Source organism: Bacillus sp. SIMBA_026, assembly GCF_046535335.1.
Taxonomy (GTDB): Bacteria; Bacillota; Bacilli; order Bacillales; family Bacillaceae; genus Bacillus; species Bacillus velezensis.
Window position 1 is genome coordinate 581409 of record NZ_JAWRWX010000001.1, and the last position, 13774, is coordinate 595182.

Genomic DNA, 13774 nt, shown 5'->3' on the forward strand with positions numbered 1-13774 from the left:
TTACTTTGTAAAAGAAGAAAGGTTGTCGAGTTGCATGAGGTTCAGCGTATTAGTCAAACATGACGATTATATTGTTTCAGACCATGTCCTTCATCAAGTGCGTACGATACCCGGCGTAACGTATCTGGATTTAATAACACGATTTTTAGCTGAGAAAGGGATATCGCCCCGAAGTTTTGAAATCAAACATGTTTTATTCCGTGAACCTGTTGCGACGTCAGTCCATTTTGATAAAAAAGTCACCTTCCAGTTTACGCAACAAGAAAACGGCTGGCTTGTTGAAACAACAAGCAGGAAATGGGTCGCTGAAAAGGCGGAAGGTGAAGCGTCAGTCAACTTGCAGGCGGAAATCATAAGAAAAAATGCGATAAACGAAAAGACAATTTCAATCGAAGAATTAAAGAAAGGGGCCGTCCGGACTACGGATGCTGAATCCGCCTATCGTAATTTGCGCAGAGGCGGCCTGATTCATAAAGATTTTATGAAATTGGAAGGTACGGTATATGAAGGTGAAAATTATATTCTGGGAGAGGTCAGTTTAAGCGGAATTTCAAAAGAATATACAGATGACTTTTACATGCATCCCGCATTTTTGGATGGGTCTCTCAGCTTGTTGGGAATCCTTACATCAGACTTGCCGGGTGAAGGAACAAATGCGTTTATCCCTATATATATTGAGACGTTCCGGGCACTGCATAAAACAACTGGGTCTTGTTTTGTGTATATTGATAAAAACAGTATAACGCAGCCGCCTTCTAAAGACATTTTATATGCGGACATAGAAGTATACAGGCCTGATGGAGAGCTTGCTTTTTATTATGAGCGATTCGGTGTGAAAAGAGTCAGAAATGAAAAATCAATACAAAGGCTGGAGCATTCCCAAAAAGCTAAAGAGGTCGGCAGCGCAACGAACAATAAAGAAATGATCAGAAATAATTTGATCCAAGAGATAGCCGGCATGATTGAAAAACCTGCTGAAACAGTCAAGAATGATATTTCCTTTTACGAGATGGGCTTGGATTCTAAACAATTATTAGACTTATCCAAAAAATTAGAACTGATGTTAGATACAAAGCTGTACCCGACTTTATTATTTGATTACTCCACAATCGGTGAATTGACGGAATATCTGCAGGAGAAATACGGAGCCGACATTACAGACTCTATCTCTGATACAGTTTTGCACCAAGAAAGTCATAAAACATTAACAGATGAGCTGTCATCCATTATTGGAGAGGTTACAAACACACCGCCAAATAAAGCGGACAAACACCAATCTTTTTACGAACTGGGTCTTGACTCAAAACAGCTGTTGCATATATCGAAAATGCTAGAGGAAAGATTGGATACACAATTGTATCCGACATTGCTTTTTGATTATAACAATATTCATGATTTAGCGGCTTATTTAGAAGAAAAATATGATGTGCGTAATACGCCGGCCGCAGCTTTTAAAGAAAAAACGCAAACGAAAGAGCCGTCTGAAAAGCCGATGCTTGAATCTTTGTATTTACAAAAAGAATGGATAGAATCGCCATTAAAGTCCGGAGAAGTACCTAAGGAAAATACATTGATTTTCGATTTCGACAGTTCATTGAGTGATGAAATCCGAAAGTACATCGGCAGTGAAAATGTTATTTATGCGGAAGCCGCCGATGAATATGAAATGGTAAATGAAAAGCATTATAAATTTAATCCGGAGCAGTCTGCTCATTACACCAGACTGTTAGAAGATATGAGAAAGTCCGGAGCGTTTCCGTCGTCAATCATTCATTACCTGTCAAAAAAAGCTTATACTGAAGCAGCGTTAGATCTGACTCACAGTTTTTATTCAATTCTTTATTTGAGCAAAGCTTTAATCCGTCAAAAAGTAAAAGAAAACATCAACATTCTGTACGTACATGACAAGGGTCAATATACAAATCCGGTTTACGCCGCGATTGGAGGCTTTTTTAAAACGCTGAATGCGGAGCAGCCGAATATAAAGTGTAAAACGGTTGAGATTTCTTCAAGACAAACCATTGAAAAAGCACCTTTGCTTCTCAATGAATTAAGTGCCGGACATCATCAGGCTGTGAAATATGACGGCGATCAAAAAAGGTGGGTGACAGCATATAAAGACGCTTCGCTGCAAACAGGACAAAAGGCCGCAAAGTTTGCAAAAAACGGGGTGTATCTCATCATCGGAGGGTTAAGCGGCATCGGCTGGATTATTTCAGCGTTTCTTTATGCAAATCACGAAGCCAGCGTTATCATTGCCGGGCGATCGAAAATGACAGCAGACATGGAAGAAAAATTAGACAGCATCCGCTATGACGGGGCAAGCATTTCTTACATTCAGGCTGACATGTCAGATAAGCAGCAGGTCATCAAGTTAGCGGAAAAAATTCATGCTGATTATTCCGAAATCAACGGGGTCATTTACAGTGCAGGCGTGTTAAAAGACTCTCTCATTATGAATAAAACAGACGCGGAAGCTCAAGCGGTGCTGCAATCAAAGGTCAATGGTGTGATTCATTTGGATGAAGCGCTCAGAGATATGCCTTTAGACTTTTTTGTTTTGTTTTCTTCCATCTCCTCAGAAATCGGAAGTCTGGGTCAAGCCGATTACGCCTACGCCAATCGTTTTCTGGAGCATTTTGCCGAGTGGAGGGAATGTATGAGAAAGGCGGGGGGGAGATCAGGAAAAACCATCGCTGTAAATTGGCCTTTCTGGAAAGACGGAGGCATGTCAGTTGATCCCGGCATTCAAGATATTATGAAAATGGAGTACGGACTTCACCCATTAGAAAATACTGCCGGAATCAAAGCATTTGAACACTCGCTTCTCGGCCAAGGCCACCAGCTGATCGTGTTATACGGAGAAAAAGAAAAAATACAAAACGATTTCAAGCCGTTATCCGCCCGTTCAGCACCGCCTCTAGTAAGAGATTCAGCGATTGCAGCCGATTTTGATGCTTCGTCAATCGTTACGGGAGAAGCTGAAAGTCCTTTCCGAATACTCGGCACGGCTTCCAATCGTCATCTCGACGATTATTTGCATTATTGGAGCAGACTGAAGAAAGGAGCCCTTCAGCACGATCAAAGCGATGCCGCAAAAAAACTCATCGCTTTTTACCAGACAGAAGAAACGGAAACCGTTCATTTTCTGGCAAACACAGAAAATGCCCGGCATATGGAAATATTGATGAGCGGTAAGGGCGAAACAATTTTACTGATTTGCGGTTTTGCTACCACTGCTTACATGTGGAAAGAACAAATGAAGGAATGGGCAGATCAATTTAATGTCATTGTCATACACACACCGGGTTACGGGCTGAGTGAGGGGAGCGCCGATTTTACACTGAGCGGGCTGGCTCAGACTTTTATCGAAGTGCTGAACGAGTTAGGGGTTGCTTGGCCGATCCACATTGCGGCAGCTTCTTGGGGAGGCATGATAGGGCAGAGGATAGCCTATGAATACCCCGAAAAAGTAAAAACACTCATTCTTTCCGGAAGTTACACCGAATACGAAGAAGACCCTGAAAGCAGTGTCGAGGAAAAACTGAAAAATGATTTTATAGCTATAGGAAAGTCGCATGAATATGAAAGTTTATACAGTAATCAATTCTTAAATGCTTCTATTGAACGTTTTATGAAGATACATCAACAAGAAGGCTATTCTACAATCGGCTTTTTAAAAGACATTCATACAAGAACGCTTATCCTTACAGGTGAGAAGGAAAGCGTAGTTGATCAGAAAGAAACAAAAAGGCTGCGGAAACTGCTGAGCAATGCAGAATTAAAGAAAATTAAGGGAGCGGGGCATCTTCCGAACCTCACACATCCGGAAGAATTTAATAAAGCGGTGTCAGAATTCATCAAGAAATCGGTAAGTAAAGGATGAAAACGATACATACAGTACAGGGGGAGAAAACAATGAAACAAACAATAAGCAATCCGGCATTTGATATGAAACAAATTAACGCTCTTAACAGCCATTATCAGACGATGATAGACAATGGAGATCTGCAATGTGCGAGTTATATGATGTCAAGAGGAGGTGAGGTTTTTGCAGCTGAGTCGTTAGGGGAATTTACCGGCGGACAAAACGAAAAGCAACCATTTCAGCTTGATACAATCAGAGAAATCGGTTCTTTGACAAAAGTGTTTACCGCTGTAGCCGTCATGCAGCTCGTCGAAAAAGGTTTGCTCGATCTGAAAATGCCGGTCAAGCTCATTTTGCCTGCGTTTGATAAACCGGGTTTCGGAGAAATTAAAATTTTGCACCTTTTGACTCATACGGCGGGATTAAGTTTTGAGCTGGATATTCAAAAGGCTGAAGGCATTGACTTAACGAATGAGGAAGAATGGATAAACTATCTCGTCAGTACGCCTTTGGAGTACGGAGCGGATGAAGCATGGAACTATTCCAGAACCGGTTTTGTTATACTTGGCATCATTATTTCAAAAGTAACAGGCGTATCCTACGAACAGTATGTAACAAAGCATATTATTGAAGCGCTAGGATTAGAAAGAACGTATTTTTATGTGCCTGATGCTTTAAAAGAAGAAGTTTGTGTGATCAATGAGCACGAGTGCGTACAGCTGGAAAAAAGTCATCACCCGTATTTTCCGAATAAAGCGACAAGCGGTCTGTACTCTTCGTTGCGAGATATTTGGAAGTTGGCTGAAATGTTTAGAAATAAAGGCAGATTGAAAGATAAGAAGCTGCTTGGAAGAAAAACAGTCGAAGCTATGCTGAGAAATCAAATAAAGCCGGGTCTTCCTTTTTACTTCTTCGGAGCGCCCAGGGAGGAAGGCGGCTTTGGTTTAGGCGTTAATTTGTGGCCGGCCGGTGACCATTATTTCATGACAGAAGGCACCTTTTCACATCTTGGAATGGGTTGGTGCGGCATGTTTTCTGATCCAGCCGAAGATTTTACGTATGTATTTTTCACTCCGATTTCCGAGTTTCATCCTCATGCCGTGCTGACGCCGCTGAATATCGTGTGGGCGGGTATTGAATAATTAGACAAAAGCATCGTCCCGTCTGTTCGGCAGGCGGGACGATTGCTAACTGCCCGTTTTTATTCCGCGGCATCTTTTCAAAGCCCGCCCCTAAGTTAAATAACTTAATTTACTCTTTGTAATTTTTTTTAATTATAGTACAGTAGAGCATTTTTATAATACAGTTTAAAGTCTTTTATAGTACAGTTTGGCGCAATATGATCTTAAGTTTTATAAGCGGTTTCAAAATGAGGTTATAAATGATTGACGGCTTTGTTTAATTACTGTAAACTATGGTTGTTGATCATATTGTACTAATAAAAAATCTTTTTTTATTAGTACAGTTTAAACGTCATTATCTTTGCTTAAGCGCTATGTGAATTTCTGAATGATTAATTTTAGAATTGCAGAGCATGATAAGACTGTTTTTAATACGGATGGCTAAACGGTATCCTAACCCTGTTAAATCAAAAGAAGAGGTGGTTTAAAAAATGGCTGCAAAGACAAAAACTTCAATTGTTGATAGCAAAAAACAATTTGATGCTATTCATAAGCAGTTTGAAACGTTCCAAATTTTAAATGCTGAAGGAGAAGTCGTAAATAAAGACGCAATGCCTGATCTTTCAGATGATCAGTTAAAGGAATTAATGAGAAGAATGGTGTATATCCGCATTTTAGACCAGCGTTCAATTTCTCTTTCCCGTCAAGGACGTTTAGGTTTCTATGCACCGACAGCGGGCCAGGAAGCTTCTCAAATTGCATCACACTTCGCGCTTGAACAGGACGACTTTATCCTTCCGGGTTATCGTGACGTTCCTCAGCTGATTTGGCACGGGCTTCCTTTACACCAGGCATTCCTGTTCTCAAGAGGCCATTTTAAAGGTAATCAGATGCCTGAGGGAGTAAATGCTTTATCACCTCAAATTATTATTGGTGCTCAAATTATTCAAACCGCAGGTGTAGCTTTAGGTCTTAAAAAGCGCGGTAAAAAAGCGGTAGCTATTACTTACACTGGTGACGGCGGAGCTTCTCAAGGTGACTTCTATGAAGGAATGAACTTTGCCGGAGCATTTAAAGCGCCAGCGATCTTCGTTGTTCAGAATAACCGCTATGCGATTTCAACTCCTGTAGAAAAGCAATCATCCGCACAGACAATTGCCCAAAAAGCAGTTGCCGTCGGTATTACAGGTGTTCAAGTAGACGGAATGGATGCACTAGCCGTTTATGCTGCAACCGCAGAAGCACGCCAGCGCGCAATTAACGGTGAAGGTCCGACTCTGATCGAAACTCTTACATTCCGTTACGGACCTCATACAATGTCCGGTGACGATCCGACTAAATACCGTACGAAAGAAATAGAAAATGAATGGGAGCAAAAAGACCCGCTCGTACGTTTCCGCAAGTTCTTGGAAAACAAAGGACTATGGTCTGAAGAAGAAGAGAACAAAGTGATTGAACAGGCCAAAGAAGAAATCAAACAAGCTATCAAAAAGGCTGACGGCGAATCAAAACCGAAAGTAACAGAGCTGATTGAGAATATGTTTGAAGAGCCGACGTTCAACTTGAAAGAACAACTTGAAATTTACAAAGCGAAGGAGTCGAAGTAAGCCATGGCGCAAATGACAATGATTCAAGCGATCACTGATGCGTTACGCACAGAACTGAAAAACAATGAAAACGTTCTGCTTTTCGGGGAAGATGTAGGCGTTGCCGGAGGCGTATTCCGTGCAACTGAAGGCCTTCAAAAAGAATTCGGTGAGGACCGCGTATTTGACACGCCGCTTGCTGAATCCGGTATCGGCGGTCTCGCTCTCGGTTTAGGCCTGCAAGATTACCGTCCTGTTATGGAAATCCAATTCTTCGGATTTGTATATGAAGTAATGGATTCAATCTCAGGACAAATGGCTCGTCTCCGCTACCGTTCCGGCGGACGCTGGACTTCTCCGGTGACAATCCGTTCTCCATTCGGCGGAGGGGTTCATACACCTGAACTTCACGCTGACAGTTTGGAAGGCCTTATCGCTCAGCAGCCGGGTATTAAAGTTGTTATCCCTTCCACTCCTTACGATGCAAAAGGACTGCTGATTGCCTCTATCAGAGACAATGATCCGGTTGTTTTCTTAGAGCATATGAAACTTTACCGTTCTTTCCGTCAGGAAGTTCCTGAGGAGGAATACACAATCGAGCTTGGCAAAGCTGATGTGAAACGCGAAGGTACTGACCTTTCTATCATCACATACGGCGCGATGGTTCATGAGTCGCTTAAGGCTGCTGAAGAGCTTGAAAAAGAAGGCGTTTCTGCTGAAGTTATCGACCTTCGAACTGTAAGTCCGCTTGATATTGATACGATTATTGCTTCTGTTGAAAAAACAGGCCGCGCAATTGTCGTGCAGGAAGCTCAAAAACAAGCCGGCATCGCTGCCAACGTTGTAGCTGAAATCAATGACCGCGCGATTCTGAGCCTGGAAGCTCCGGTTCTGCGTGTTGCGGCGCCTGATACAGTATTTCCTTTCTCGCTTGCTGAGAGCGTATGGCTTCCAAACCATAAAGACGTTCTTGAAACTGCGAAAAAAGTTCTTGAATTTTAATCAGGCATCATAAAAGACGGTAAAGAGAGTCCTTTTCTCTATATGAAGGAGTCTGTTTACTAGGTTCAATGCTTGCGAATGCATAACTAAAATTTGCTTAATCAACTAGGAGGTCGAAAACTGTGGCATTTGAATTTAAACTTCCGGATATCGGGGAAGGTATCCACGAAGGCGAAATCGTAAAATGGTTTGTTAAGCCGAACGACGAGGTAGAAGAAGACGATGTTCTGGCTGAAGTGCAAAATGATAAAGCAGTGGTAGAAATTCCTTCACCTGTTAAAGGAAAAGTATTAGAATTAAAAGTTGAAGAGGGAACAGTTGCAACTGTTGGACAAACGATTATTACGTTTGACGCACCTGGTTACGAAGATCTTCAATTTAAAGGAAGCCATGATTCAGGAGATGCGAAAACTGAAGCTCAAGTTCAGTCGTCTGCTGAAGCAGGGCAGGATATCTCTAAAGAAGAGACTCCTAAAGAGCCTGCAAAAGAAACCGGCGCAGGACAGCAGGACCAAGCGGAAGCTGATCCGAACAAACGCGTGATCGCGATGCCTTCCGTACGCAAATATGCCCGTGAAAAAGGCGTGGATATCCGTAAAGTAACAGGTTCAGGCAATAACGGACGTGTTGTAAAAGAAGATATCGACAGCTTTGCAAATGGAGGAGCGGCTCAAGAAGCGGCACCGCAAGAAACAGCTGCACCTCAGGAAACAGCTAAACCTGCAGCGGCTCAGGCTCCTGAAGGCGAATTCCCTGAAACACGCGAAAAAATGAGCGGTATCCGTAAAGCGATCGCGAAAGCAATGGTGAACTCTAAGCATACTGCACCGCACGTAACTCTTATGGATGAAGTTGACGTAACAAATCTTGTTGCTCACCGCAAACAGTTCAAACAAGTTGCTGCTGATCAAGGCATCAAGCTGACTTATCTGCCTTACGTCGTCAAAGCATTAACATCTGCTTTGAAAAAATTCCCTGTTTTAAACACATCTATTGATGATAAAACAGATGAAGTGATCCAAAAACATTACTTCAACATCGGAATTGCAGCGGATACCGAAAAAGGCCTGCTTGTGCCGGTAGTGAAAAATGCCGACCGTAAAGCCATTTTCGAAATCTCTGATGAAATCAACAGCCTTGCTACAAAAGCGCGTGAAGGCAAGCTTGCACCTGCGGAAATGAAAGGCGCTTCTTGCACGATCACAAATATCGGTTCTGCCGGAGGCCAATGGTTCACACCGGTTATCAACCACCCAGAGGTTGCGATTCTCGGCATCGGCCGTATTGCTGAAAAAGCGATCGTCCGTGACGGTGAAATTGTAGCTGCTCCTGTCTTAGCTCTTTCTCTCAGCTTTGACCACCGTATGATTGACGGAGCAACTGCACAAAATGCGTTAAACCACATCAAGCGTTTACTGAACGATCCACAACTTATTTTAATGGAGGCGTAATGTTATGGTAGTAGGAGATTTCCCTATTGAAACAGATACTCTTGTGATTGGTGCGGGACCCGGCGGCTATGTAGCTGCCATCCGCGCTGCTCAGCTTGGACAAAAAGTAACAGTCGTTGAAAAAGCAACTCTTGGAGGCGTTTGTCTGAACGTCGGCTGTATTCCTTCAAAAGCGCTCATCAATGCAGGCCATCGTTACGAGAATGCAAAACATTCAGATGACATGGGAATCACTGCTGAGAACGTAACGGTTGACTTTACAAAAGTCCAAGAATGGAAAGCTTCTGTTGTAAATAAGCTTACCGGCGGTGTTGCAGGTCTTTTAAAAGGAAATAAAGTGGACGTTATAAAAGGGGAAGCTTATTTCGTAGACAGCAACTCTGTCCGCGTAATGGATGAGAACTCTGCGCAAACATACACATTTAAAAACGCAATCATTGCTACCGGTTCTCGCCCTATCGAATTGCCAAACTTCAAATATAGCGAACGCGTTCTGAACTCTACAGGCGCACTTGCGCTTAAAGAAATTCCGAAAAAGCTCGTTGTTATCGGCGGCGGATATATCGGTACTGAGCTTGGAACAGCGTATGCGAACTTCGGAACTGAATTGGTTATTTTAGAAGGCGGAGATGAAATTCTTCCTGGCTTCGAAAAACAAATGAGTTCTCTCGTTACCCGCAGACTGAAGAAAAAAGGTAACGTTGAAATCCATACAAGCGCTATGGCTAAAGGCGTTGAAGAAAGACCTGACGGCGTAACAGTTACATTCGAAGTAAAAGGCGAAGAAAAAACGGTTGATGCTGATTACGTATTAATCACTGTCGGACGCCGTCCGAACACTGATGAGCTCGGCCTTGAGCAAGTCGGTATCGAAATGACTGACCGCGGTGTCATTAAAACAGACAAGCAGTGCCGCACAAACGTACCGAACATCTACGCAATCGGTGACATCATTGACGGACCTCCATTGGCTCACAAAGCGTCTTACGAAGGTAAAATCGCTGCGGAAGCTATTTCAGGAGAGCCGGCTGAAATCGATTACCTCGGTATTCCGGCGGTTGTATTCTCTGAGCCTGAACTGGCTTCTGTCGGTTACACTGAAGCACAGGCGAAAGAAGAAGGCATTGAAGTCGTCGCAGCTAAGTTCCCGTTTGCAGCGAACGGACGTGCGCTGTCTCTTAACGAAACTGACGGCTTCATGAAGCTGATCACTCGTAAAGAAGACGGTCTTGTAATCGGTGCGCAAATTGCCGGCGCAAGCGCTTCTGACATGATTTCTGAATTGAGCCTGGCGATCGAAGGCGGAATGACTGCTGAAGATATCGCAATGACAATTCACGCTCACCCGACATTGGGCGAAATCACTATGGAAGCTGCCGAAGTAGCAATCGGAAGCCCGATCCATATCGTAAAATAATAATGTAATAAGAAACAGCCCCCGTTTGTAAAAGCGGGGGCTGTTTTTATTGTGCAAGCACATGCTGCATAGGTTTGATGATATCCTCTTTTTTCTTTACGGATCCCTCAATCTTCATGACCACATGCCGATGATTGATCACCATCAGCGCAGGGAACGTATTGATTTCCTCTTCCCATCCCTTTCTGTTGTCATAAACCTTCATTTGATCGACATGATGGGGATATTTCTTTTCTAAATCAAGAATCGCATCGTAATAAGGAACTTCTTTATCTATATGATTTTCATCGGAAAAAAACAAGATTTGAGTGTGATGAATGCTGTCGATCCGGTTTTTTGTGAATGGACTGACAGTAGAAACCGAACAGCTTGACAGAACGAACAGCATCAAAAAAAAGGGAATCACCGTACGGTAGCGCATCTATCTTACTCCTCTGTTTTATATAATATATTGGTTCATCCATTTATAAGGACTATATCAAGTGTATCACGAGAGGTGAAAAACCTAAGGCTTGTTACTGAATTGTTATATAATTGAAACCGTTTTTAATGAAGAAATAATACGTGTGACAACTTGCGCAGCCGATGTGTAAAAAAGGCACATTGTTTTTCGTGAGAGCGCTGTTTTTTCGTTATACTGGGGGCAAAACCATATCAGGAGGGATTGTCATGTATAAAGCCGCTGCAGCCGTCATATGTATGTGCTTACTCGCCGGCTGCCAATCAAACGAAAAGATGCAAACCAACAAACCCCATTCTCAAGCCGCGGCCAATCACGCCAAACGGGAAAACCATCATTCAAAAGAGGAAAAACAGAAAAAACAGAAGGCGGAGCCCCGTTACTATATCAATCCGAAAAGTTTTTCTGTGGAAAAAATGGATGAACAGAAAGAGAAAAAACCGATCGCATTGGTAACGATCGATGACGCGCCTGATCAGCATGCCGCTGAGATTGCGGATAAACTGCATGATCTCAATGCATCAGCGATCTTTTTTGTGAACGGACATTTTTTGAAAAAAGATGAAAATAAGAAAGCGCTTAAGCATATTCATGAGTTAGGTTTTATGATCGGAAATCATACAATGACTCATCAAAACTTAAAAGATCTTTCCGAACAAAAACAACGGGAAGAAATCATTGGCGTCAATAAAGCGGTTGAAAAGGTAATAGGAGAGAAACCCGCATTTTTCAGGGCGCCTTTCGGAAGCAATACGGACTACAGTGACAGACTTATAAAAAAAGAAGGTATGGTGAAAATGAACTGGACCTTCGGGTATGATTGGGATCAGAAATATCAATCCAAAAAAGCGCTTACCGATATCACACTGAACAGTCCTTATCTGCGGGACGGGGCCAACATATTGATGCATGACCGGAAATGGACGGCGGAAGCCATGCCGGACATTGTAAAAGGATTGTGTCATAAAGGATATACTGTTATTGACCCTCGAGCTATAAAAAGACCATAAAAAAATAAATGTGTTATACAATTTATCGGTTGACATATTAAATATGACATAATAATATAATAACAACAAGTAAAAATTAAGCGTTTTCAAATTCTGAGAAATGGGGAATGACAGATGGGTACAATTGTTTGCCAAGACTGTAACGAAGCGATTCATTACTTTGAGGATGAGAAGGTCACGACGTTATACGGAACATGCTGCGGACAATGCCAGTGTCATCTTGAAGAAGAGTAAAAAGCGTAAAAAGGCCCGAAACGATTTCGTTTCGGGCTTCTTTATATTTATTGGATGGCTTTTTGCTCTTTGATGACTCTGATCATTTCAAGCGTTGCATCTTCGGGACCCTGCACAGGAAGGCCGGCGTCCAAGTTTTTAAAAATGTAGCTGATATTTTCTTCAGTAATAATCTCACCCGGAATAAAGATCGGAATTCCCGGCGGGTACACCATGACAAACTCTGCGATGATCCGTCCCGCGGATTCTTTTAACGGAATGACTTCCGTATTTGCGTAAAACGCGTCTCTTGGCGTCATCGCTAACAGAGGAATTTCAGGAAGCAGAACTTCGGTTTGCTGATGAGCATAGTCATTGGCGGAAGCCTGCTTTGAAATGTCTGTAAGCGCGCTTACAAGACGGTCGGCATCTCCTGCTCTGTCTCCGGGGGTGAAAATACATAAAATATTATACAAATCGGACAGCTCGACTTCGATATTATATGATTCGCGGAGCCATTTTTCAACGTCATGACCCGTCAGGCCGAGGTTTTTGACCGAAATGATTAATTTAGTCGGATCATAACTGAAGGCAGCTTTAGACCCTGTGATTTCTTCGCCGACACAGCGGATGCCTTCAATTTGATTGAGGCGTTCCCGTGTCTGATCCGCCAGCAGAATCGTATCTTCAAGAAGATCGCGGCCTTCTGTAGCGAGGCGTTTTCTTGCGACATCAAGTGAAGCGAGAAGCAGATAGGATGTTGACGTTGTCGTCAGCATGCTTAAAATCGACTGTACTCTTTCTTTGGAAACAAGGCCTTCTCTCACATTTAAAATGGAGCTCTGCGTCAGGGAGCCTCCCAATTTGTGCACACTAGTAGCTGCCATATCAGCGCCCGCCTGCATGGCGGACAGAGGAAGCTTTTCATGAAAATGAATATGCACGCCGTGCGCTTCATCGACAAGCACAGGCACATCGAAAGAATGCGCGAGCTTTACAATGCTGCTCAAGTCCGCTGCCACACCGAAGTACGTCGGATTTATGACAAGCAGGCCTTTTGCGTCAGGGTGCTCCGTCAAAGCCCGCTCGGCGGACTCAAGCGTAATGCCGTGAGAAATTCCGAGCTCATCGTCAATTTCCGGGTGTATAAAAATCGGCACCGCTCCGGAAAATACAATGGCCGACATAATGGATTTATGAACGTTTCTCGGGATGATGATTTTATCTCCGGGTCCGCATACGGCCATGACCATCGTCATAATGGCGCCGCTCGTCCCTTGTACGGAAAAGAAGGTATGGTCTGCGCCGAATGCTCGAGCGGCCAGATCCTGGGCTTCTTTAATGATGCCCTTTGGCGCATGTAAATCATCCAGAGGTTCGATATTAATTAAATCTATGCTTAACGCGTTTTCTCCGATAAATTGTCTGAATTCCGGGTCCATTCCCGCGCCTTTTTTATGGCCCGGAATGTGGAATTGGACAGGCTGTCTGTCCGCGTGCTTTTTCAGTCCGCTGTACAGGGGTGTTTTATGTTGCGGCAATTGTTTTCCCACCTTTATCATAATACCTACGGATTAGTTTGTATTACATTCAGTTTTATTACCCGTTTTTTAAACGTAAAACAAATGAATTATATTATGAACTTG

Annotated in this window: 10 protein-coding genes; 8 read left to right on the forward strand and 2 right to left on the reverse strand. The window is 43.1% G+C overall.

What is annotated here, in order from left to right:
- The first annotated feature begins 34 nt into the window (after positions 1-34).
- From SB847_RS02980 to lpdA, 6 genes are all read left to right on the forward strand, one after another.
- The gene (locus tag SB847_RS02980) at positions 35-3886 is read left to right on the forward strand and encodes an alpha/beta fold hydrolase (protein ID WP_410577327.1); all 3852 of its coding nucleotides are present in this window, start codon (positions 35-37) and stop codon (positions 3884-3886) included.
- A 32-nt stretch (positions 3887-3918) separates the two neighbouring features.
- Positions 3919-5010 carry a serine hydrolase domain-containing protein gene (locus SB847_RS02985; protein WP_265972006.1) on the forward strand — a complete coding sequence of 364 codons (1092 nt, stop codon included), beginning with the start codon at positions 3919-3921 and terminating at the stop codon, positions 5008-5010.
- A gap of 470 nt (positions 5011-5480) precedes the next feature.
- Positions 5481-6596 carry a pyruvate dehydrogenase (acetyl-transferring) E1 component subunit alpha gene (pdhA, locus tag SB847_RS02990; RefSeq protein ID WP_007611171.1) on the forward strand — a complete coding sequence of 372 codons (1116 nt, stop codon included), beginning with the start codon at positions 5481-5483 and terminating at the stop codon, positions 6594-6596.
- A 3-nt stretch (positions 6597-6599) separates the two neighbouring features.
- Positions 6600-7577 (forward strand): pyruvate dehydrogenase complex E1 component subunit beta, encoded by a 978-nt coding sequence (gene pdhB / locus SB847_RS02995; protein WP_003154528.1) that lies wholly within the window; start codon positions 6600-6602, stop codon positions 7575-7577.
- A gap of 122 nt (positions 7578-7699) precedes the next feature.
- Positions 7700-9028 carry a pyruvate dehydrogenase complex dihydrolipoyllysine-residue acetyltransferase gene (pdhC, locus tag SB847_RS03000; protein ID WP_410562453.1) on the forward strand — a complete coding sequence of 443 codons (1329 nt, stop codon included), beginning with the start codon at positions 7700-7702 and terminating at the stop codon, positions 9026-9028.
- A gap of 4 nt (positions 9029-9032) precedes the next feature.
- Entirely contained in the window at positions 9033-10445 is a 1413-nt protein-coding gene (gene lpdA, locus SB847_RS03005) for a dihydrolipoyl dehydrogenase (protein WP_007409663.1), read from the forward strand.
- 46 nt (positions 10446-10491) lie between these two features.
- On the opposite strand, the gene SB847_RS03010 is transcribed toward lpdA, so the two are convergent.
- Positions 10492-10866, reverse strand: coding sequence for a hypothetical protein (locus tag SB847_RS03010; RefSeq protein ID WP_007409664.1), 375 nt, complete (start codon positions 10864-10866; stop codon positions 10492-10494).
- Between the two features lie 248 nt (positions 10867-11114).
- On the opposite strand from SB847_RS03010, the gene SB847_RS03015 reads away from it, so the two are divergent.
- Both SB847_RS03015 and SB847_RS03020 read left to right on the forward strand, forming a co-directional pair.
- Positions 11115-11915, forward strand: coding sequence for a polysaccharide deacetylase family protein (locus SB847_RS03015; protein WP_410562448.1), 801 nt, complete (start codon positions 11115-11117; stop codon positions 11913-11915).
- A 114-nt stretch (positions 11916-12029) separates the two neighbouring features.
- Positions 12030-12149 carry a GapA-binding peptide SR1P gene (locus SB847_RS03020; RefSeq protein ID WP_003154518.1) on the forward strand — a complete coding sequence of 40 codons (120 nt, stop codon included), beginning with the start codon at positions 12030-12032 and terminating at the stop codon, positions 12147-12149.
- A 47-nt stretch (positions 12150-12196) separates the two neighbouring features.
- Here SB847_RS03020 and SB847_RS03025 read toward each other — a convergent pair whose 3' ends face one another.
- Positions 12197-13669 carry an aminotransferase class I/II-fold pyridoxal phosphate-dependent enzyme gene (locus SB847_RS03025; RefSeq protein ID WP_410562445.1) on the reverse strand — a complete coding sequence of 491 codons (1473 nt, stop codon included), beginning with the start codon at positions 13667-13669 and terminating at the stop codon, positions 12197-12199.
- Between the last annotated feature and the right edge of the window lie 105 nt (positions 13670-13774).

Bases quoted from the DNA above. Each gene is read 5' to 3' on its own strand.
- SB847_RS03010 (WP_007409664.1), bottom strand. From the start codon at position 10,866: ATGCGCTACCGTACGGTGATTCCCTTTTTTTTGATGCTGTTCGTTCTG.
- SB847_RS02985 (WP_265972006.1), top strand. From the start codon at position 3,919: ATGAAACAAACAATAAGCAATCCGGCATTTGATATGAAACAAATTAAC.
- pdhA (WP_007611171.1), top strand. From the start codon at position 5,481: ATGGCTGCAAAGACAAAAACTTCAATTGTTGATAGCAAAAAACAATTT.
- SB847_RS02980 (WP_410577327.1), top strand. From the start codon at position 35: ATGAGGTTCAGCGTATTAGTCAAACATGACGATTATATTGTTTCAGAC.
- lpdA (WP_007409663.1), top strand. From the start codon at position 9,033: ATGGTAGTAGGAGATTTCCCTATTGAAACAGATACTCTTGTGATTGGT.
- SB847_RS03020 (WP_003154518.1), top strand. From the start codon at position 12,030: ATGGGTACAATTGTTTGCCAAGACTGTAACGAAGCGATTCATTACTTT.
- SB847_RS03015 (WP_410562448.1), top strand. From the start codon at position 11,115: ATGTATAAAGCCGCTGCAGCCGTCATATGTATGTGCTTACTCGCCGGC.
- pdhB (WP_003154528.1), top strand. From the start codon at position 6,600: ATGGCGCAAATGACAATGATTCAAGCGATCACTGATGCGTTACGCACA.